The organism is Bradyrhizobium sp. LCT2 (assembly GCF_009931255.1).
Classification (GTDB): Bacteria; Pseudomonadota; Alphaproteobacteria; order Rhizobiales; family Xanthobacteraceae; genus Bradyrhizobium; species Bradyrhizobium diazoefficiens.
The window spans coordinates 3313713-3334418 of record NZ_CP034432.1 but is presented as its reverse complement, the minus strand read 5'-3'; the positions used below and the strand labels follow the sequence as shown (position 1 = coordinate 3334418).

Annotated in this window: 16 protein-coding genes; 11 read left to right on the top strand and 5 right to left on the bottom strand. The window is 65.8% G+C overall.

What is annotated here, in order from left to right; translation table 11 throughout:
* The first annotated feature begins 97 nt into the window (after positions 1-97).
* Positions 98-718 (top strand): TetR/AcrR family transcriptional regulator, encoded by a 621-nt coding sequence (locus EI171_RS16120; RefSeq protein WP_161533931.1) that lies wholly within the window; start codon positions 98-100, stop codon positions 716-718.
* Here EI171_RS16120 and hutU read toward each other — a convergent pair whose 3' ends face one another.
* From hutU to hutI, 3 genes are read right to left on the bottom strand one after another with little or no spacing between them, the layout of a single operon-like run.
* Positions 719-2389 (bottom strand): urocanate hydratase, encoded by a 1671-nt coding sequence (hutU, locus tag EI171_RS16115; RefSeq protein ID WP_161533929.1) that lies wholly within the window; start codon positions 2387-2389, stop codon positions 719-721.
* Between the two features lie 13 nt (positions 2390-2402).
* A complete protein-coding gene (gene hutH, locus EI171_RS16110) occupies positions 2403-3962 on the bottom strand; it encodes a histidine ammonia-lyase (RefSeq protein WP_161533927.1) in 1560 nt (519 codons plus the stop codon).
* Positions 3959-5173: an imidazolonepropionase gene (hutI, locus tag EI171_RS16105; RefSeq protein WP_161533925.1), complete on the bottom strand. Its 1215-nt coding sequence runs from the start codon at positions 5171-5173 to the stop codon at positions 3959-3961. Before hutI ends, hutH begins: the two co-directional genes overlap by 4 nt.
* A 99-nt stretch (positions 5174-5272) precedes the next feature.
* Between hutI and EI171_RS16100 the strand changes: the two genes are divergently transcribed.
* The 8 genes from EI171_RS16100 (at position 5273) to EI171_RS16065 (ending at position 13065) form a co-directional block, all read left to right on the top strand.
* Positions 5273-6631: a formimidoylglutamate deiminase gene (locus EI171_RS16100; protein ID WP_161533923.1), complete on the top strand. Its 1359-nt coding sequence runs from the start codon at positions 5273-5275 to the stop codon at positions 6629-6631.
* Complete coding sequence (gene hutC, locus EI171_RS16095) at positions 6628-7356, top strand: histidine utilization repressor (RefSeq protein ID WP_011088985.1); 729 nt, start codon at positions 6628-6630, stop codon at positions 7354-7356. Before EI171_RS16100 ends, hutC begins: the two co-directional genes overlap by 4 nt.
* A gap of 110 nt (positions 7357-7466) precedes the next feature.
* Positions 7467-8411 carry an ABC transporter substrate-binding protein gene (locus EI171_RS16090; RefSeq protein ID WP_011088986.1) on the top strand — a complete coding sequence of 315 codons (945 nt, stop codon included), beginning with the start codon at positions 7467-7469 and terminating at the stop codon, positions 8409-8411.
* Positions 8412-8482: 71 nt separating this feature from the next.
* Positions 8483-9256 carry an ABC transporter permease gene (locus EI171_RS16085; protein WP_011088987.1) on the top strand — a complete coding sequence of 258 codons (774 nt, stop codon included), beginning with the start codon at positions 8483-8485 and terminating at the stop codon, positions 9254-9256.
* On the top strand, positions 9253-10038 hold the full coding sequence (locus EI171_RS16080; protein WP_038966753.1) for an ABC transporter ATP-binding protein: 786 nt from the start codon (positions 9253-9255) through the stop codon (positions 10036-10038). Before EI171_RS16085 ends, EI171_RS16080 begins: the two co-directional genes overlap by 4 nt.
* Positions 10031-11263, top strand: a complete 1233-nt coding sequence (locus EI171_RS16075; RefSeq protein WP_161533921.1) for a Zn-dependent hydrolase — start codon at positions 10031-10033, stop codon at positions 11261-11263. Before EI171_RS16080 ends, EI171_RS16075 begins: the two co-directional genes overlap by 8 nt.
* Positions 11264-11278: 15 nt before the next feature.
* The gene (locus EI171_RS16070; protein WP_060908430.1) at positions 11279-11992 is read left to right on the top strand and encodes a phosphoribosyltransferase; all 714 of its coding nucleotides are present in this window, start codon (positions 11279-11281) and stop codon (positions 11990-11992) included.
* Between the two features lie 146 nt (positions 11993-12138).
* Complete coding sequence (locus tag EI171_RS16065) at positions 12139-13065, top strand: catalase family peroxidase (RefSeq protein WP_161533918.1); 927 nt, start codon at positions 12139-12141, stop codon at positions 13063-13065.
* Positions 13066-13084: 19 nt separating this feature from the next.
* Here the strand turns inward: EI171_RS16065 and EI171_RS16060 are convergent, their stop codons facing one another.
* Positions 13085-14017, bottom strand: a complete 933-nt coding sequence (locus tag EI171_RS16060) for an AraC family transcriptional regulator (protein ID WP_161533916.1) — start codon at positions 14015-14017, stop codon at positions 13085-13087.
* A gap of 1388 nt (positions 14018-15405) precedes the next feature.
* On the opposite strand from EI171_RS16060, the gene EI171_RS16055 reads away from it, so the two are divergent.
* Complete coding sequence (locus EI171_RS16055; protein WP_028175692.1) at positions 15406-16566, top strand: MFS transporter; 1161 nt, start codon at positions 15406-15408, stop codon at positions 16564-16566.
* A 2-nt stretch (positions 16567-16568) separates the two neighbouring features.
* On the opposite strand, the gene EI171_RS16050 is transcribed toward EI171_RS16055, so the two are convergent.
* Positions 16569-17558, bottom strand: coding sequence for a tripartite tricarboxylate transporter substrate binding protein (locus EI171_RS16050; RefSeq protein ID WP_161533914.1), 990 nt, complete (start codon positions 17556-17558; stop codon positions 16569-16571).
* Between the two features lie 293 nt (positions 17559-17851).
* Here EI171_RS16050 and EI171_RS16045 point away from each other — a divergent pair, with 293 nt between their 5' ends.
* Positions 17852-20692 (top strand): winged helix-turn-helix domain-containing protein, encoded by a 2841-nt coding sequence (locus EI171_RS16045; RefSeq protein WP_161533912.1) that lies wholly within the window; start codon positions 17852-17854, stop codon positions 20690-20692.
* Positions 20693-20706 lie beyond the last annotated feature (14 nt).

Here is a 20706-nt window from a genome sequence, read left to right as displayed (position 1 = left end):
CAGCGACGAAATGGCCCGAAAAGCGCAGAAACCAGCGAAGCGACCGGTCCGACGACGGCCCGAGACTGGCAGCAAGACCGCGCCAAAGCGCCGCAACATGCGCGCGGCCGACCGCGAGCGCGCAATCGTGGACGAAGCGATCCGCTTCTTTGCCGAGCATGGCTTCGAGGGACAGACCCGCGAACTGGCAAAACGCATGGGCATCACCCATTCGGCAATCTATCGCCACTTCCCGAGCAAGGAAGCGCTGATCGAGCGGGTGTACCAGGAGGTCTATCTCAGCCGCTGGTCGCCCGACTGGGGGCCGATGATCCAAGACCGCTCGCTGTCGCTGGAGGCGCGGCTGACGCGCTTCTATCTCGACTATGTCGAACGCGTGTTCGAGTACAATTGGGTGCGGATCTTCGTCTTCTCCGGCATGAAGTCGTTCGGCATCACCGGCCGCTATCTCGACATTGTCCGCCGCGAGATCATCGAGCCCGCGGCCGCCGAGCTGCGTCACGATCTCAAGCTGCCCGATGCGAAGTCCCGCCCACTGAGTGAGCGCGAGACCGAGCTGTTCTGGGGCCTGCACGGCCGCATCTTCTATCTCGCCATCCGCAAATTCATCTACGAAACGCCGATCCCGCCCGATCTCGACGCAATCGTCCGCGACGCCGTCCAGACCTTCATGGACGGCGCGAAGACGACGATGCCAAAGCTGCTGATGAGCGGCTAGCTACTTCGAAAGGCTCGGCAGATCGAGCCCCTTGTCACGAGCGCAGTCGATCGCGATGTCGTAGCCCGCGTCGGCATGGCGCATGACGCCGGTGGCCGGATCGTTCCAGAGCACGCGCGCGATGCGCTTTGCAGCTTCCGGCGTGCCATCAGCGACGATCACCATGCCGGCATGCTGCGAATAGCCGATGCCGACGCCGCCGCCATGATGCAGCGACACCCAGGTCGCGCCGCTGGCGCAATTGAGCAGCGCGTTGAGCAGCGGCCAGTCGGACACCGCGTCCGATCCGTCCTTCATGGCTTCGGTCTCGCGGTTCGGGCTTGCCACCGAGCCGCTGTCGAGATGGTCGCGGCCGATCACGACCGGCGCCTTGAGCTCACCGCGCGCCACCATCTCGTTGAAGGCAAGGCCGAGCCGGTGACGATCGCCGAGGCCGACCCAGCAGATGCGCGCCGGCAGCCCCTGGAACTTGATGCGTTCCCTGGCCATGTCGAGCCAATTGTGCAGATGCTTGTCATCAGGCATCAGCTCCTTGACCTTGGCGTCAGTCTTGAAGATGTCCTCGGGATCGCCCGACAGCGCAGCCCAGCGGAACGGCCCGACGCCGCGGCAGAACAGAGGGCGGATATAGGCAGGGACGAAGCCGGGGAAATCGAAGGCGTTCTTCAGGCCCATGTCCTGCGCCATCTGGCGGATGTTGTTGCCGTAGTCGAGCGTCGGAATCCCCTGCGCGTGGAAGTCCAGCATGGCCTGGACATGCTCGACTATCGAGGTCTTCGACGCGCGCTCGACGGCCTTCGGATCGGACGCGCGTTTCGCTTCCCAGTCGGCGAGCGTCCAGCCTTTGGGGAGATAGCCGTTGATCGGGTCATGGGCGCTGGTCTGGTCGGTGACGATGTCCGGCTTGACGCCGCGACGCACCAGTTCCGGAAAAATCTCCGCGGCATTGCCGAGCAGGCCGACCGAGATTGCCTTCTTCGTCTTTGCGGACTCTTCCATGATCGCGAGCGCCTCGTCGAGCGTCGCGGCCTGCCGATCGAGATAGCCGGTGCGCAACCGCATCTCGATGCGGCTCGGCTGGCATTCAACTGCGAGCATCGAGGCTCCGGCCATGGTCGCGGCCAGCGGCTGCGCGCCACCCATGCCGCCAAGGCCGGCGGTGAGAATCCATTTGCCGGCAAGGCTGCCGCCATAATGGCGACGGCCGACCTCGACGAAAGTCTCGTAAGTGCCCTGCACGATGCCCTGGCTGCCGATATAGATCCAGGAGCCGGCCGTCATCTGGCCGTACATCATCAAGCCCTTGCGATCGAGCTCGTTGAAATGGTCGAGCGTCGCCCAATGCGGCACGATGTTGGAGTTCGCGATCAGCACGCGAGGAGCATCGGCGTGGGTGCGGAAGACGCCGACCGGCTTGCCGGACTGGATCAGCAGCGTCTCGTCGTCCTCGAGCTTGCGCAACGCCGCCGTGATCCGGTCAAAGCTCTCCCAGTCGCGCGCGGCACGGCCGATCCCGCCATAGACGACGAGCTCGCTCGGGCGCTCCGCGACATCAGGATCGAGATTGTTCATCAGCATGCGCAAGGGAGCCTCCGTCAGCCAGCTCTTGGCGCTGATGTCGCGGCCGCGGGGCGCGCGGATGGTGCGGTCGTTGTCCAGTCGGCGGTTCATGCGGAACACCTCTTCAGGCAAGTCTCGGAAATGGATCAGATGGGAGCACGCCGATCGCAGCCGCCGGCAGCGCATCGGCCTCGACGAGCGCGGCTGCCTTGGCGAGATCGCCGGCCATGTAGCGGTCGGCACCGAGCGCGGGCACCTGTTCGCGGAGCGCGGCGATGACGGCGACGAGCGGCGCGCTGGTCGCATGCGGCGCGCGCAGCGTAATGCCTTGCGCGGCGACCAGAAGCTCGATGCCGAGGATGGCGGCGAGATTGTCCGCCATATCGGCGAGGCGCCTCGCCGCATGCGCGGCCATCGACACGTGGTCTTCCTGGTTGGCGCTGGTCGGCGTCGAATCGATCGAGCAGGCAGCCGCACGCTGCTTGTTCTCGGCATAGAGCGCGGCCGCCGTCACCTCGGCGATCATGAAGCCGGAATTGATGCCGGGATCGGGCGTGAGGAACGGCGGCAGGCCAAAATTCAGCGCGGGATCGACCAGCGTCGCGATGCGCCGCTCGCTGATCGCGCCGATCTCCGACAGCGCGAGCGCGATCGTATCGGCCGCAAACGCCACGGGCTCGGCGTGGAAATTGCCGCCGGAGACGATCTCGCCGGTCTCGACCAGGACGAGCGGGTTGTCGGTGACGGCGTTGGCCTCGACGATCAGGGCTCGCGCAGCCTGCGTGATCAGATCGAGTGCGGCCCCTGCGACCTGCGGCTGGCAGCGCAGGCAATAGGGATCCTGCACGCGTTCGTCGCCTTCGAGATGCGACAGGCGGATGTCGCTGCCGTCGAGCAGCGCGGTCAGCGTCGCAGCCGCGGCGATCTGCCCGGCATGGCCGCGCAGCGCCTGGATTTCAGGGCGGAACGGCGCTGTGGAGGCCATCGCCGCATCGACCGACAGCGCGCCGGTGACGAGCGCGGCACGGGCCAGATGAAACCCACGCAGCACGCCGGAAATGGCATAGGCGGTCGAAAACTGCGTACCGTTGATCAGCGCGAGCCCCTCCTTGGGCCCGAGGGTCAGCGGCGCAAGCCCGGCGGCAGCGAGTGCCTCGCCGCCGGACACGGTCTTGCCGTCGACAATCGCCTGTCCCTCGCCGATCATGACGGCGGTCATGTGCGCGAGCGGCGCGAGGTCACCGGAGGCGCCGACCGAGCCCTGCTGCGGAACCAGCGGACAGACGCGCCGCGCCAGCATTCCCTGCAACTGCTCGATCACTTCGCGGCGTACGCCAGATGCGCCGCGCCCGAGCGAGATGATCTTCAGCGCCATCATCAGCCGCACGATCGGCTCCGGCGTCGCCGGACCGACACCGCAGCAATGCGAGACGATGAGGTTGCGCTGGAGCAGCGCGGTCTGGTCAGGCGGGATGCGCTTCGAGGCGAGCTTTCCGAAGCCGGTATTGATGCCGTAGACGGGGGCATCTGCTTGCGCCGCCTTGGCGACGATCGCCGCGGCTGCTTCGACACGCGGCCAGAACGACGGATCGAGCACGACGGAAGCGCCCTTCAGCACGCGCGCGAGATCGTCGAGGCTGACCGTTCCCGGTTTGACGACGATCGCCGCACCCTGCTCCGTCATTGTCCCCTCCAAACCCGGCGGTGCAGCGGATTGAAGCCGATGCGGTAAACGAGTTCGGCGGGCCGCTCGATGTCCCAGATCGCGAGATCGCACCATTTGCCGGCCTCTAACGTGCCGATTTCATCGAGCACACCAAGCGCCCGCGCGCCTTCGCGGGTGACCCCAGCGAGGCATTCGGCCACTGTCATCCGGAACAGAGTCGCGCCCATGTTCATCGCCAGCAGCAGCGAGGTCAGCGGCGAGCTGCCGGGATTGCAGTCCGTCGCCAGCGCCATGTGGACGCCGTGCTTGCGGAACGACTCGACCGGCGGCTTCTGCGTCTCGCGGATGAAATAGAAGGCGCCCGGCAACAGCACAGCCACCGTTCCCGCCTTCGCCATCGCGGCCGCACCTGCTTCATCGGTATGCTCGAGATGATCGGCCGACAGTGCGGAGAATTTTGCAGCGAGCGCGGCACCGCCGAGGTTCGACAATTGGTCGGCATGAAGCTTGACCGGCAGCCCGAGTCCCCTCGCCGTCTCGAACACCCGCGCGGTCTGCCCGGCGGAAAACGCGATGCCCTCCATGAAGGCGTCGACGGCATCGGCAAGGCCGGTCTTGGCAACCGCGGGCAGCATCTCCTTGCACACGAGATCGATATAGCGATCCTTGTCACCATCGGCCTCGGGCGGCAACGCGTGGGCGCCGAGGAAGGACGTGCGGATCGCAACCGGCCGCTGGCGGCCGAGGCTGCGCGCGGCCGCCAGCTGCCGCATCTCGGTGTCGACATCGAGGCCGTAGCCGGACTTGATCTCGACCGTGGTGGCGCCCTCGCCGATCAGCGCGTCGAGCCGCGGCAGCGCGCTTGCGACGAGCTCGGCCTCGCTTGCCTTGCGCGTCGCGGCCACCGTCGAGACGATGCCGCCGCCGGCGCGCGCGATCTCCTCATAGCTTGCCCCCTTCAGGCGCAGCTCGAACTCGTGCGCACGGTTGCCGCCATAGACCAGATGAGTGTGGCAGTCGACGAGGCCCGGCGTGATCCAGCGCCCCGCGCAATCGATCCGCTTGATGGCATCTGCGTCAGCCGGAAAGTCCGCCGCCGCACCCGCATAGACGATGTGGCCGCCGCGCGCGGCAATCAGGCCGTGCTCGATCTCGCCGAGATCGGGGCGATCGGCCCGCATCGTGGCGAGGCGGGCATTGTGCCAGATCCGGTCGAAGCGCTCTGCCATGCGACTGTCCCTTCGCGGATGTCCCTGCGCCCTGGGATGCTTGACTTATATGTCTAGACATATAATCGTAAGGCGGTTCTGTCCAGCCGGCGTGTAATCATGACCCGACTGCATTTCGCCTCCGCGCTCCTGCCCTCGGGCTGGGCCAATGACGTGCAGGTGGTGATCACCGCCGGCGCGATCGCGGCGGTGACACCGGGCGTGGCGCCGGCCGCCGGCGACGAGCGCCACGAAATCGCGCTTCCGGGGCTGGCAAGCCTGCACAGCCACGCCTTCCAGCGCGGCATGGCGGGACTTGCGGAACAGCGCGGCGACTCGACTGACACGTTCTGGACCTGGCGCGAGACGATGTACCGCTTTGCGCTGGCGATGACGCCGGACGATGTCGCGGCCGTCGCAACGCTGCTTTATGTCGAAATGCTGGAGCAGGGTTTTACCCGCGTCGGCGAATTCCACTATTTGCATCACGATCGCGACGGCTCGCCCTACGCCGACCTCGCCGAAATGGCCGCGCGCATTGCGCAGGCTGCCGAAGCGTCGGGTATTGCGCTGACGCTGCTGCCGAGCTTCTATGCACATGGCTCTTTTGGGGGCGCGGCACCACATGCCGGCCAACGCCGCTTCATCTGCTCCGTCGATCGGTTTGCGGCGCTGATGGCTGCCTCGCGCAAAGCGATCGCAAACTTGCCAGGAGCCAATGTCGGGATCGCGCCGCACAGCTTGCGCGCGGTGGCACCGGACGAGTTCGCGGCGATCATTCCGCTCGCCGACGGCGGCCCTGTGCACATTCATGCCGCAGAGCAGGTGAAGGAAGTCGAGGATTGCCTGGCCTGGTCGAGCCGGCGCCCTGTGCAATGGCTGCTGGAGCACGCACCGGTCGATCAACGCTGGTGCCTCATCCACGCAACCCACACGACGAACGAGGAGGTCACCGCGCTCGCTAGGACAGGCGCGGTTGCCGGCCTCTGCCCTATCACCGAAGCGAGCCTCGGCGACGGCATTTTTCCAGCCCGCGAATTCCTCGACGCCGGCGGCCGGTTCGGCGTCGGCACCGATTCGAATGTGCTGGTCGGTGCCGCCGACGAGCTGCGCCAGCTCGAATATGGCCAGCGGCTGAAGCATCGCCAGCGCAATGTGCTCTCCGGCGGCGCTGGCGCCTCGACCGGACGCACGCTGTTCGATCAAGCCCTCGCCGGCGGCTCGCGGGCACTTGCGCAGCCGACTGCCGGCCTCACGCCGGGGGCGCGCGCCGACATCGTCACGCTCGATGCCGCGCATCCGTCGCTCGCGGGACGTCAGGGCGATGCGGCGATCGACGGCTGGATCTTTGCGGCAGGCAGCGGCGCGATCGATTGCGTCTGGGCCGGCGGCGACAAGGTCGTCGAGGGCGGACGGCACCGGCTGCGCCAGGCGGCGCGCGAGCGCTTCAACGCATCGGTACGGAGGCTCCTCGCATGAGCCTCGCTACTGATGGCGCCGACCAGCCGACGCTCTACAAGCGGATCCGCGCCGACATCGAGAACCGCATCCTGACCGGCGAGTGGCCGCCGGGTCATCGCATTCCGTTCGAGCACGAACTAGTGGCGCGCTACGGCTGCTCGCGCATGACCGTGAACAAGGCGCTGTCGGAACTCGCGCAGGCCGACTTGATCGAGCGGCGGCGCCGCGCCGGATCGTTCGTCCGCCGGCCGCAGCATCAGTCCGCGGTGCTCAAGATCGCCGACATCCGCGCCGAGATCACCGCACTCGGCCGCGCTTACGGCTACGAGCTGATCCATCGCAAGCTGCGCATAGCGACCGCCGCCGACCGCGACCGTCTTGGCGTGAAGAAGGCCGGCAAGGTGGTCGCGATCGCCTGCCGCCATAGCGCCGACAACGTGCCGTTTGCCGCCGAGGACAGGCTGATCGACCTCTCGTCCGTGCCGGATGCCGCGACCGCGGACTTCTCGCGCGAACCGCCCGGCTCGTGGCTGCTTCACCATGTCCCATGGACGGAGGCCGAGCATACGATCAGCGCCATCGTTGCGGACGATCGCGCGGCGCAAGCGCTCGACATCGCCGTCGGCGCGCCCTGCCTCGTGATCGACCGCTACACCTGGCGCAGTACGCGCACGATCACCGCCGTGCGGCTGCTCTATCCCGGTGACTCCCACCGCCTTGTCGCCCGATTCAAGGGAGGCTGAGAGACCAATGTCGGCACAATTCGTGCAACGCTTCGGGCAAAGGTCCGCATGGACCGACACGAACAGATCAACAGGACGTCAATCCATCGATCGGCAAGAGGACGACAATCATGCGTAGTTCAAAGGTATTCGCGACAATCATTGCCCTCGCGGCCTCCACTCCGGTGCTCGCTGACGACGTCAAGGTCGGCGTCGGCATCTCCGGGTGGACCGGCTTCGCGCCGCTGACGCTGGCGAAGGAAGCCGGCATCTTCAAGAAGAACGGCCTCGACGTCACGATCAAGAAGATCCCGCAGAAGGACCGCCATCTTGCGATTGCTTCCGGCGACATCCAGTGCGCGGCAACCACGGTCGAGACCTGGATCTCCTGGAACGCCAACGGCGTCGCCACCAAGCAGATCTTCCAGCTCGACAAGAGCTATGGCGCCGACGGCATGGCCGTGCGCAACGACATCGCCGCGATCAAGGATCTGAAGGGCAAGACGGTTGCGGCCTCCGCGCCGGGCACCTCGCCGTATTTTGCGCTGGCCTGGATGCTCAAGAAGAACGGCCTCACCACGAAGGACGTGACCGTGGTGAATCTCGAGCCCGCCGCGGCCGCGCAGGCCTTCGTCTCCGGCCAGAACGACGCCGCCATGACCTACGAGCCGTATCTGTCGACCGTGCGCGCCGCGCCCGACAAGGGCAAGATCATCGCCACCACGTTGGATTATCCGATCGTGATGGACACGTTTGGCTGCACGCCGAAATTCCTGAGCGAGAATCCGAAGGCGGCGCAGGCGCTCGCCAACAGCTATTTCGAGGCGCTCGACTTGATCGCCAAGGACCAGGCCAAGGCCTATGAGATCATGGGCGCGGACGTGAAGCAGACCGGCGAGCAGTTCGGCAACTCGGCGAAATATCTGCGCTGGCAGGACAAGGCCGCGAACCAGAAGTTCTTCGCGGGCGATTTCCTGACCTTCAACAAGGACGCCGCCGAGCTCCTGCTCGAGATCGGCATCATCAAGGCCGCGCCGAAGGTCGAGGACCTCTACGACGCGAGCTTCATCAAGTAGACTTCTGCAAGCTGCCGGTTCCGCCAGGAGGCGGAGCCGGCGCGTGATCGATTATTCGGATAGACAGTTTGATGCGTCCCCTGGATCCCGTGACATCGAGGCAGCGTGTGGCCTTTGGCCTCGCTTTCTTCGTGCTGTTCGTTGCCCTCTGGTCCTGGGCGACCTTCGGCGGCCATGTGTCGAAGACCTTCCTCGCCAACCCGCTGACCATGGTGCAGGAAGGTTTTGACCTGCTGACGAAGCAAGGCTTCATGTTCGACATCGGCATGACGATCTGGCGCGTCGTCGGCGGCTTCGCGCTCGCCGCGATCATCGCGGTGCCGTTCGGCGTGCTGATGGGTGCCTACAAGCCGGTCGAGGCCTTTCTCGAACCGTTCGTCTCCTTTGCACGCTACCTGCCCGCCTCCGCCTTCATCCCGCTCTTGATCCTGTGGGCCGGCATCGGCGAGCTGCAAAAGCTGCTCGTCATCTTCATCGGCTCGGTGTTCCAGGTCATCCTGATGGTGGCGGTGACCGTCGGCGCGACGCGGCGCGATCTGGTCGAGGCGGCCTATACGCTCGGGGCCAGCGACCGCGGCATCATCCGCCGTGTGCTGCTGCCCTCCTCCGCGCCGGAGATCGCCGAGATCCTGCGGCTGGTGCTGGGCTGGGCCTGGACCTATGTCATCGTCGCCGAGCTGATCGGCTCGTCCTCCGGTATCGGCCATATGATCACCGACAGCCAGGCGCTGCTCAACACCGGCCAGATCATCTTCGGCATCATCGTGATCGGGCTGATCGGCCTCGTCTCCGACTTCCTGTTCAAGGCGTTCAACGCCTGGCTGTTTCCGTGGAAGCTCGCATGACGACGCTGAAGATCGAACAGGTCTCACGGACCTTCCCCGCGCGCCACGGAAATGCGCCGACCAGGGCGCTGGAGCCGACCGACCTCATCATCGGCAACAACGACTTCGTCACCATCCTCGGCCCCTCCGGCTGCGGCAAGTCCACGCTGCTTCGTATCGTCGCCGGCCTCGACCGCCCGACCGGCGGGCGCGTCACGCTCGACGGGCGCGAGGTGACGGGCCCGGGGGCGGATCGCGGCATGGTGTTCCAGTCCTACACGCTGTTTCCCTGGCTGACCGTGCGCGAGAACATCGCCTTCGGCCTGCGCGAGCGCGGCGTGTCGCAGGACGAACGGTACAAGATCGCCGACGCCTTCATCCGCCAGGTCGGATTGTCCGGCTTCGAGAACCATTGGCCCAAGCAGCTCTCCGGCGGCATGCAGCAGCGCACGGCAATCGCCCGCGCGCTTGCCAATGATCCAAAGATTCTGCTGCTCGACGAGCCCTTCGGCGCGCTCGACAACCAGACTCGCGCCTTGATGCAGGAAATGCTGCTCGGGATCTGGGAGCGCGACCAGAAGACCGTGCTGTTCGTGACCCACGACATCGAGGAGGCGATCTTCCTCGGCAGCCGCGTCATCGTCATGAGCGCACGCCCCGGCCGCATCAAGGCCGAGATTGCCATAGACCTGCCGCATCCGCGTTCCTACAAGATCAAGACCACGCCGGAATTCGTCCAGCTCAAGGAACGGCTGGTCGAGGAAATCCGTACCGAGGCGTTGAAGGTTGCCGAACATGCCTGACAATGGTCCTTCCTTCGACGGCGCACGCGTTCTCGCCGACCTCAATGCGCTGCGCGCCATCGGCGCCTACAAGACCGGCGTGCACAAGCCGACCTTCTCCGAACCGCACAAGCAATCGCTGGACTGGCTGGTGCAGAAGCTGCCCGACGCGGATCTCTCCGCCGCGATTGACGGCATCGGCAATGTGTTCGGGACGAGCGCCAAGCCCGGCCCAAAGCTTCTGGCGGGCTCGCACCTGGAAAGCCAGAACTACGCCGGCTGGCTCGATGGTCCGCTCGGTGTCGTCTACGCGCTCGAAGCCGCGCGGGTGCTCAATGCCGATCCGTCCGTGAACGGCGCGGTCGAAGTCGCTGCCTGGTGCGACGAGGAAGGACATTTTGGCAGCTTCCTCGGCTCGCGCTCCTATGTGGGGCAAGTGACCGAGGCTGGCATCGACGCCGCGCGCGACCGCACCAACGGGCGGCCCATGCGCGATGCGCTTGCCGACATGGGGCTCGCGGGACGCTCGCGCATCACCGCCGAGAAGGGGCGGCACGTCGGATATCTGGAGGCGCATATCGAGCAGGGCGATACGCTCGAGAGCGGACAGCTCGCGGTCGGCGTCGTGACCTCGATCGTCGGCATCTGGCAATACCGGATCAACTTTGTCGGTGAGCAGAACCACGCCGGTACCACCCGCATGGCTGCGCGCAAGGACGCCGGCCTTGCGCTGGCCAAATTCTGCGTCGCGATCGACGAGCGCTTCCCGGCCGCGTGCGGTCCGCGCACGGTCTGGACCACGGGCCGCATCACGCTCGATCCGGGCGCGCCGAGCATCATTCCGGGTGGCGCCGAAATGCTGTTCCAGATCCGCGACGACAACCCGGCGGTCATCGCGCGGCTGGAGGAATTGCTGAAGGCCATGGCGGACGAGGTCAACGCGAGCGGCCCCTGCGCCGTGACCGTGGAGAAGCTGCGGACCGGTGCTCCCGCCTTGATGAACTCCGGCTTTCAGGACGCGATCGAAGCTGCGAGCAAGGCTGTCGCCGGCGGACGATCCATCCGCATGCCCAGCGGCGCCGGCCACGACGCGCAGATGCTCGCGACCATCATGCCCGCGGGGATGCTGTTCGTGCCGTCGATCGGCGGCATCAGCCATCACTGGACCGAGAACACCGCGGACGCCGACATCGTCACCGGCGCGCAGGTCTTCGTCGACGCCTGCCGGCGAATCCTCGGTGGTTAGGCCTCTGATGCCGGCATGAGCGCAAGCGAGACTTATACCGAGGCGACGACCGGCTACTGGCAGGAGCTGACGCCGGAGGTTCCCTTGCGTTTCCCGGCTACGCCACCTTATCGCTTGGGCTATCCCGCGACACTCCCCTGCGGCCGTATCCTGGTTCTGCCGCTGCGCCAACTGCCCGATGGCGACCGCGCCGTCGCATCGCTGATCGCCAATCAGGCCTCACACCTCGTCGTCGCCGCGCTGGCCGACCACATGGCGACGCAGGCGCGCGCGTTCGATGCTGAGATCATCGTCGGACTCCCGACCCTTGGTCTTGCCTTCGCATCGCAGGTCGCAGAACGGCTCGGACAGCCGCGCTATGTCCCGCTCGGCTATTCGCGCAAATTCTGGTACGACGACGCGTTGTCCGAGCCCGTGAGTTCAATCACCAGCCCCGACGCCGGCAAAAGGCTGCGGCTGGATCCGAACCTGCTGCCCCTGCTCGAAAGCCGCCGGGTGGTGCTGGTCGACGATGCGATCTCGACCGGCGCGACTGCGCTCGCGGCGGTGCGGCTTTTGCAGACGATCGGCGTCGAAATTGCCGGCATGGTCGTTGCGATGAAGCAAACCAATCGCTGGCATGCCTCGACCACGGCCCTTCCGGTTCGCGCAGTCTTCGGGTGCCCGCTCTTCCAACGTGGCGACGGCGGCTGGATACCGCTGGCGGAGACGCAACCCAACATTCCCTGATGGGTCAGGCGATTGCGAGCATCGGCTATGTTGGCCGGCCCGAGGCACCTGTCTTGAGCAGGATTGGGCAAAACCCGACCGCTTTGGGAAAGATCGCGGGTCCGCATCGCGGCTAGAATCTGGCTCGCACACGCGAGAGATCCGCCATGGCCGAGAGCCCGAACGATGCCGCAACGCCCGCCTCCATCGTCGAGGCCCTGAAGGCCGTCGCGGGCAATCCGCCAAAGGTCCGCGCCAGCTTCGCCAAGGGCTGGTGCGTTCGAGGTACCTACACCCCGTCGGACCGCGCGGAGGAGATTACGCGATCGCGGAGCTTCACAAGACCGTCGCGCGTGCTGGCGCGCTTCTCGGTCGGCGGCGGCAATCCCAACGTCGCGGATACCAACAATCTGGTGCTGCGTGGCTTCAGCTTCAAGCTTGGCGACGACGATCATCGCTCGGATATTCTGGTGGAGAGCGCGCCGGTGCATTTTGCACGAACGCTGGACCAGATGCTGGCCTTTCTCAAGGCGCGTATCCCGGGACCCGATGGCAAGCCGGACATGGCGAAAGTGAAAGCGTTCTCGGCGGCCAATCCCGAGACGCTGAACCAGGCGAATTACATCGCCGCGCGTGCGTTGCCCGGAAGCTTTGCCGGCACGACCTATTGGGGCGTCCATGCCTTTCCGGCAACAAACGAACAAGGCGAGACCCGCTTCATCAAGTTCAAGGTCGTCCCGGCCCGCGGCGAGATCACGCTGAGCGAGGACGAAGCCAGGACGAAGCCGGCCGACTTCCTGCACGACGACCTCGGCACGCGGATCGCTGCGGGCAATGTCCGCTTCAACGTCATGGCGCTGCTCGACCGCCCCGGCGACCCCACCATGGATGTCACCATACGCTGGCCCGACGAGGATCAACGCGACGAGGTGCGCCTGGGCACGATCGTGATCACGGGCTTCGAGCCGGATCAGGCCTGCGACGTCACCATCTTCAATCCGGCCAATCTCGCCGAGGGCATCGGTCACCCGCCGGACGAGATCTTTGCAGCGCGGCGCGCCGCCTACATGATCTCGCTCGCGAAGCGCCGCTGAGGACGGAAGGCGTCCGGATTCACGTCTCGCCGTTCGATGCACCGAGCATCTCGCGGCGCCATGCTGCCGGGCTGACGCCGACGATCGAGGAGAACACGCGCGTGAAGTGACTCTGGTTGGCAAACCCGGCCGAGATCGCGATCTCCGACAGCGGCAGGTCGCGGACGCTCATCAACTGCTTGGCGGCCTTCACGCGCTGCTGAAGCAGCCATTGGTGCGGCGGCACACCGACCGAGATTCGAAACGCGCGGGAGAAATGGCTGACCGAAAGGTCGAGCTCGGCCGCGATCCTCTGCAACGAGAGCTTGCCGCCGAGATCCGATTCGAGCCTCTCGCAGGCGCGTTTCGCCTGCCACGGCGCGAGACCGCCGCGCGCAAGCCCGGACGTGCGCTGGAGCCCGCCATAGGTCTGGGCGACATGGGCGGTCAGCCCGAGCATCATGTGATCGATGAAAAGCTGATTGGCCTCGTCCGGCCGGCGCAGGCCCTCCTGCAGCGACGCGCCGATGTGGCGGACGATTCGGTCGTCATGGCCAACACCGATCTGACAGTCGAGCTCGTCAACCCGCGGCGCGTTGCACTGTTCGGCGATGCTGTCGAGCGCCGAACGTGGAATGTAGAAGAACAGGGAATGGAACGGCTTGTCGATCACGTAGCGCGGATCGCACTTGAGGTCGTACAAATAGGTCGTACCCGCATGGACGTCCGCGGTCATGATGCATTTGCCGCGCTCCCAGAGCTCGCAATCCGGGTAGTCGTGCAGCTTCAGGCTGACGAGAAAGGCGTCTTCGGCGGCGAGCGATCCGGACAGGCCGGGCACCGGGTTGTCATTCCGGGTCTCTGTCATCGCGAGCTCGGCGCTACGTAGCGAGCGCGTAACCAGCGAGGGCGGCGCATCCTTCAAACGCAGGAACTGCCCTAGCCTCTGTCCGTAGGCGCCTGCCTGTGTCATCGGGTTAGTCCTTCCGCGGGTCCAAGTGCAGGCCACAGCGCCCCGCAATTTGCGGAAGGTATTATCGGACATCCGCCGCAGGCTGTCCACGCGCGCACGAGGCGAACAGCTCTCGCGCGACACCTGCACATCGGCGCAACAGGACGATTTGGCAGCAACTTCAATGCGGTTTTGACGTTCCCTCTCCATCCGGAAGCTGATCACGCGTTTTCACAAATGCACGACAAAATGCCACGACGTCCCGTGCAGGTGTCGCAGCGCTAGAACGAGGTTCCGCCGCCGAACCTGAACTCCTGGATGTTGTCGTATTTGCCCTTGGTCAGCGGCAGTATCAGACTTGCCGGTCGTCATTGCGAGCGCAGCGAAGCAATCCAGAGTCTTTCCGCGGATACAGTTCTGGATTGCTTCGCCGCGCTCGCAATGACGGAGGATGAGGTATGGGCTGGTTCTCCAGATGATACTGTCATTCCCCGCGAAGGCGGGGAATCCAGTACGCCGCAGCTTCTCGGCTCCATCACAACCGCTTCTGGAATACTGGATCGCCCGCCTTCGCGGGCGAGGACAGCGAGCGTGTGGTCGCAGACACGCCTTCGCATTCTCGCGGCGTAATTCGCCCGAGCTTTGCTTGATCTCTCCACCCTCCCAATCAAGAGGGCGCAGGGAAGGCCGGGTGCCGGCTGGCACCCGCGGTCTGCTGCGCGAAAGCACACGCAGGGAAACCGCACAACAGCATACAGGTGTAGCCAATCACTCGGCCTTCCCTGCGCAGTGGTTGGACGGCTTATGCCGTGCTCTCCCGGGAGCCGAGTTCGTTCTGGCCTCCCTCGCTCTCGCGAAAGTCGCCGGCGCCGCGCCGGTTGGCGCGACGGCCGCATTCGCAGGAGCTTGACCGTAGCAACGACGGCCAGGACCACACGGTTTTGCCGTACGCACGGCTCGCCATTTCGCCGCAGTTTTCCCGGCCCTGTCGACGGAGCCGGAAACTTACGGGCGAGACGAACCTGACAGCGCCGCTCATCCAGCACGAAGTCCTGGGCTCACGGAGAGCAATCCGCCCTGCCCTTAACTCTCGCGCCCGACGCTGCCGCGTCCACCGCAAGCCCGGCTCGCGAAACGTGACGACACAAGATCGCCCCTCAAGATCAAGCCGGGATGGGCGACACATACGTCAATTCCGAATTTCGGTAAAGTGGAATATATTTGCGAGGAGGGATTGACGAGGCGGCGAAACAGGGGCGGTGTTTTGCCCGACAGGCAATCCGCCGGCGCCGAGATGCTCCGCAACATCTGGGAACTGCTGCGACAAATCGGGCACATCAGGACATAAAGTCGCGGTAATCGTCGGGCTTGTCGACCGCGCCCTCCTTGCCTCTGCTTCCGGAGTTCTCATGCTTTCTGCCGACCGGCCGGCGACACGGCTTGCGACGCGACTTGCCTTCCTCGTCGCGGGCTTCGGCATCGCGTGCTGGGCGCCTCTGGTGCCGTTTGCGAAAGCACGGCTCGGCGTCGACGACGGCGTTCTCGGACTGCTGCTGCTCAGCCTCGGCATCGGCTCGGTCGTCGCAATGCTTCTGACCGGAATCATGAGCGCGCGTTACGGCAGCAGGCCGATCATCATCGCCGGCGGGCTCGGTCTGGCGCTGGTCCTGCCTCTGCTGGCCATCGCAAGCTCGCCGGCGACGCTGGCACTGGCGCTGCTCGCCTTCGGCGCCGCGCTCGGCTCCATCGACGTCGCCATGAACATCCATGCGGTGGAGGTGGAGCGCGCAGCGAAACGTCCGCTGATGTCCGGCTTCCACGCGCTGTTCAGCATCGGCGGCTTCGCCGGATCAGCGCTGATGACCGCGCTGCTCTCCCTGCAACTCGGCGCGCTCGCCTGCACGCTTATTTGCTCCGTCCTGATGCTGATTGCGATGCTTGTGACCTGGTCGCGCCTGCTTCGCTCAGTGCAGGTACAGGACGGACCGCTGTTCGTGCTGCCGCACGGCTCCGTGCTTCTGCTCGCGCTGCTCGGCGCCATCACCTTCCTGGTCGAAGGCGCGATGCTCGATTGGGGCGCACTGCTCGTCATCGGCGCCGGCCTCGTCTCCGAGGCGCAAGGCGGGATCGGCTACATCGTGTTCTCGATCGCGATGACGATGGGGCGACTCGGCGGCGACGCCGTCGTTGCGCGCATCGGGGATCGCACCACCCTGTTCTGGGGGAGCATCATTGCGGTCGCGGGCTTTGCGGTGCTGCTCACGGCTCCGGTTGCGGCGGTCGCCATAGTCGGCTTCCTGCTCATCGGCCTCGGCGCCTCGAACCTCGTGCCGGTGCTGTTCCGCCGGGCAGCCCGGCAGACGGTGATGCCCACGGGGCTCGCCGTCGCGGCGATCACGACCGCGGGCTACGCCGGCATCCTCGTTGGTCCCGCCGGCGTCGGCTTCGTCGCACGACTTGGCGGATTGCCGACGGCGTTCTGGCTGCTGGCTGTGCTGATGGGACTGGTCACGCTGTCGGCGCGCATCGTCACGACGGAGCAGCGCGAGGTATCACCTGCCGGCACGTGAGCTCATGACTTGCTCAATCCAATCGATCTGATCACGGGCGCCAGGCTTGCCGTTGTCGCATCGATAATGCGCTGGAATTTGTCCGGACTTGAATCGCTGTCCGGCTCCATGCCCTGGGCACGGTAGCTCGCCTGAAGCGCCGGATCGGCCATGGCGAGGCGCGTCGTCTGCGCGATCCGATCGATGATCGCATCATCGGTGAGTTTGGGAGCAAAGATGCCGAACCAGCCCTCATATCTGAGATCCGGCATGCCGGATTCGACGGCGGTCGGAATATCAGGTGCGCCGCTCAGCCGCTTTTCGGTCGTGACCGCAAGCAGCCGGATCTTTCTGGCCTGGCTCAGCTGCTGCAATTGAACCGACATGACGCCGATGACGAGCGAGATCTGGCCGCTGACGAGGTCGTTGGTCGCCTGCGCGATACCCCGATAGGGAACGTGGACAATGTCCAGTCCGCCCGCCTGCTGCTTGAACGATTCCCCGACGAGATGATTGCCGGTGGCGATCCCGGGCGTCCCGTAGGACAGCTTGCCCGGATTGGCCTTCGCGTAGGCGATCAGTTCGCGCAAATTTGCGGCAGGCACCGACGGATGGACGGCGAAAACCAGCGCACTGTTGATCAGGCGATAGATGGCCCGGAAATCGCCGAAGGAATAACCGGGATTTGACGAGGTCAGGGGAATGATGACCTGCGTGCTGCCATTGCCGAGCAGCAGCGAATAGCCGTCGGGCTCCTCGCGCGCGACCGCTGCGGTTCCGATCGCGCCACCGGCGCCGCCGATGTACTCGACGAAAGTCGGCCCGAGCAGCGCCGACATCTTGTCCACCCAGGGGCGCCCGATCTGATCGCCCGCTCCGCCGGCTCCATACGGAAGCACGAGGCGAATGGGACGAGACGGATAATCGGCGGTTTGCCCGCTGCGTGGGATGGCGGCGAGCGCCGCCGCGCCCGATAACACATGAACGACCTGTCGCCGCGAGTAGGAGGGCATGTCTCAATTCCGGAAGCGGTAGTCACTGTCGAGGCGGGACCGGCTCCCGAACCAAGCAATCGCAGCAATCCGCGACCGCCGTCAATGCTCCGCCCGGACAAGTCCCGGCGCGGTCGCCATGGGACGGCGACCTAACCCCTTACGTTCTAAGTCTTATTCCGGCGAGCCGGTGGCGACCCAAGCGATCTGCGCAGATCTGCCAGCCATGCTGCTTTCGGACAGTTTACTGTACGCCTCGTTCTGCTAGACAAAAAAATAATACCTTTTGACTCCCGTCGTGGGGGCAATGGCGCGTGCCAGAGCATAACGAAGACTCGGCCATTTCATTTGGGCCATTTCGGCTGTTTCCAAAGTCCCGGCTCTTGGAGAAGGAGGGCTCGCCGCTTCATGTCGGCGGCCGCGCGCTCGATATCCTCATCTTCCTGGCCGGGCGCCCCGGTGAAGTCGTCGACAAGAGAGAGCTGGTCAAGCGCATCTGGGCCGACGTCAATGTCGACGAGGGCAGCCTGCGCTTCCATGTCGCAGCGCTGCGCAAGGCGCTCGGCGATACCGGCAAGTCGGCCCGTTATGTCGTCAATGTGCCCGGCCGCGGCTATTGCTTCGTCGCGTCGCTCGCTCAAGCGACCCCTCCGGTCGCGCCGGTCCCCCTCGACATCGTTCCTCCGCGCTCCCTGCCCGTTCAGCTCGCGAAGATGGTCGGACGAGAGGAGGTCATCGAAAAGATCTCGAACGGACTGTCGCTCTATCGCTTCATGACCGTGGTCGGCCCGGGCGGGATCGGCAAGACCGCGGTCGCCGTCACCGTCGGGCATCGGCGTTCCCAGGATTTCGGCGGCCGCGTCTTCTTCGTCGACTTCGGCCCGCTGCGGGATGCCAGCCACATTGCAACCACCATCGCCTCCGCGCTCGGGCTGACCATCAGCGCGGAGGATCCGACGCCGGCCCTGCTGACATTTCTCAAGGCCGGCCCGGCCCTGCTGATCTTCGACAGCTGCGAACACGTGCTGGACAATCTGGTCCCGCTCGTCGAGCGCATCGTTCGCGAAGCGCCGCAGCTTCGTGTTCTCGCGACCAGCCGCGAGTCGTTCCGGAGCGAAGGCGAGCGGATCTTCCGGCTGTTCCCGCTGGATTGTCCGCCGGAACGGGAAGACCTGGGTGTCGCCGAGGTCCTCACCTACCCCGCGGCCCAACTCTTCATCGAGCGCATCGCCCAGAGCTCGGGTCCGTTCCAGCTCAGCGCGGAAGAGGCCCCGCTCGTCGCGAGCATCTGCCGGCGCCTCGACGGCATTGCGCTGGCAATCGAGCTCGCGGCGGGCCGCGTCAATGCCTATGGCATCGCAGGCACGGCTTCCCTGCTCGACAGCCGTTTTTCGCTGCAATGGCGCGGACGGCGCACGGCCGTACCGCGGCACCAGACGCTCGCCGCGGCCCTCGACTGGAGCTACGACCTGTTGCCCGCGGCTGAGAGCGCCACCTTGCGGCGACTGTCGGTGTTCGCCGGGCCCTTCGCGCCGGAGGCGGCCGCCACGGTCGCGGCCGGCGACGGCGTCAGCGTATCGGAAACCCTCGAAGCGATCGACAGCCTGGTCACCAAATCGCTGATCTCCCCGTCGGGCTCGCGGACGCTGCGTTATCGCCTGCTCGACACCACGCGCACCTACGCGCATGGAAAGCTCAACGAGCTCGGTGAAACCAGGCAGTTCGCGCGGCGCCACGCGGAGCATTTTCGCGATTTCTTCGAGCGGGCCGAGGCCGACACGTCGACGCCGCTGCCCGAGTGGCTGCACGTGTATGGCGCGGAGCTGGACAATGTGCGCTCCGCGCTGGACTGGGCCTTCGGGCCCGACGGCGATCCCGCGCTGGGAATCGCGCTGACGGCGGCCGCAGTCACGCTGTGGGTGCGGCTTTCGCTGTTCGCCGAATGCCGCGAGCGCTGCAGAACGGCACTGGCAGCGCTCGGAGACAGCGGCGGTGACGGCCGCGTCCGCATGCAGCTCCTGTCGGCACTCGGCTGGTCGCTGATGTATGGCGAGGGCCGTGCGCGCGAGGCGCGCCCGATCCTCGAGACAACCCTCGAGATCGCCGACAGGCTCGACGACAAGGATTTCCGCCTGCGCGCGCTCTGGGGCCTGTGCATCGACCAGTTCAACAACGGACAGTTCGGCAAGGCCCGCGCACTCGCCGACCGTTTTGCGAACGCGGCGGCGAATTCTCCCGACAAGTCCGATGTCCTGCTGGGCGACCGGCTGATGGCCGTCGCGCTGCATTATCTCGGTGACCAGAACGACGCGCGGCTGTGCATCGACCGGGTGAACGCGTCGCTGCATGTGCTGGCGGAGAAGCCGAAGATATTCCCGCTCGACCTCAGGATATCGACGCAATATTTCCGGGCCCGCATCCTGTGGCTGCAAGGCCTCGCCGACCAGGCCCAGGCGCTGGCCGCGCGAACCATCGAGGAAGGCCTCGCCAACGGCCACGCGCTGACCTTCTGCAGCGTGCTGGGACAGGCGGCCTGCCCGATTGCCTTCTGGGCCGGCGATTTCGCCGCCGCGGAACGCCACGGCGCCGAGCTGCTCGAACACACCGAGCGACACGCGATCCGGCTGTGGGGCCTGTGGGCACGCGCCTTCAACGCGGCAGTCGTTGCCAAGCGCGGCGACGTCGCGACCGGCCTGCCGCTGCTGCGCGAAGAGCTCAACCGCGCCGGCGATGCGCGCTTCCTGCCGCGCTTTCTTCCTCTGCTCGGTGAACTCGCCGCGTGTTTCGGCGAGGCCGACCAGACCGATCGCGGCCTGGAGATGATCGAGGACATATTGGCGCGTTGCAACGACCGCCAGGAGCGCTGGTATCTGCCGGAGCTGACGCGCATCAAGGCCGAATTGATGCTCAAGCAGACCAAGGGCCTGCCCGCCGCCGAAGCGGCTTTTCGCGAGGCCATGGACATCGCGACGCACCAGGGCGCGCGATCGTGGGAGCTGAGATGCGCCATCGGCCTCGCGCGGTTCAGACTGGGACAAGGCCGCGATGCAGAGGCGCTGGAGGTTCTGGAAACCGTTTGCCGGCCGCTGACCGAGGGATCCCGCACCGCCGACATGCGCGAGGCCCGAGGCCTGATCGCGCAGCTCCGGAACTGAGGCAGCGTCCCGGC

Bases quoted from the DNA above. Each gene is read 5' to 3' on its own strand.
- EI171_RS16120 (WP_161533931.1), top strand. From the start codon at position 98: ATGCGCGCGGCCGACCGCGAGCGCGCAATCGTGGACGAAGCGATCCGC.
- hutU (WP_161533929.1), bottom strand. From the start codon at position 2,389: ATGAACCGCCGACTGGACAACGACCGCACCATCCGCGCGCCCCGCGGC.
- hutH (WP_161533927.1), bottom strand. From the start codon at position 3,962: ATGACGGAGCAGGGTGCGGCGATCGTCGTCAAACCGGGAACGGTCAGC.
- hutI (WP_161533925.1), bottom strand. From the start codon at position 5,173: ATGGCAGAGCGCTTCGACCGGATCTGGCACAATGCCCGCCTCGCCACG.
- EI171_RS16100 (WP_161533923.1), top strand. From the start codon at position 5,273: ATGACCCGACTGCATTTCGCCTCCGCGCTCCTGCCCTCGGGCTGGGCC.
- hutC (WP_011088985.1), top strand. From the start codon at position 6,628: ATGAGCCTCGCTACTGATGGCGCCGACCAGCCGACGCTCTACAAGCGG.
- EI171_RS16090 (WP_011088986.1), top strand. From the start codon at position 7,467: ATGCGTAGTTCAAAGGTATTCGCGACAATCATTGCCCTCGCGGCCTCC.
- EI171_RS16085 (WP_011088987.1), top strand. From the start codon at position 8,483: ATGCGTCCCCTGGATCCCGTGACATCGAGGCAGCGTGTGGCCTTTGGC.
- EI171_RS16080 (WP_038966753.1), top strand. From the start codon at position 9,253: ATGACGACGCTGAAGATCGAACAGGTCTCACGGACCTTCCCCGCGCGC.
- EI171_RS16075 (WP_161533921.1), top strand. From the start codon at position 10,031: ATGCCTGACAATGGTCCTTCCTTCGACGGCGCACGCGTTCTCGCCGAC.
- EI171_RS16070 (WP_060908430.1), top strand. From the start codon at position 11,279: ATGAGCGCAAGCGAGACTTATACCGAGGCGACGACCGGCTACTGGCAG.
- EI171_RS16065 (WP_161533918.1), top strand. From the start codon at position 12,139: ATGGCCGAGAGCCCGAACGATGCCGCAACGCCCGCCTCCATCGTCGAG.
- EI171_RS16060 (WP_161533916.1), bottom strand. From the start codon at position 14,017: ATGACACAGGCAGGCGCCTACGGACAGAGGCTAGGGCAGTTCCTGCGT.
- EI171_RS16055 (WP_028175692.1), top strand. From the start codon at position 15,406: ATGCTTTCTGCCGACCGGCCGGCGACACGGCTTGCGACGCGACTTGCC.
- EI171_RS16050 (WP_161533914.1), bottom strand. From the start codon at position 17,558: ATGCCCTCCTACTCGCGGCGACAGGTCGTTCATGTGTTATCGGGCGCG.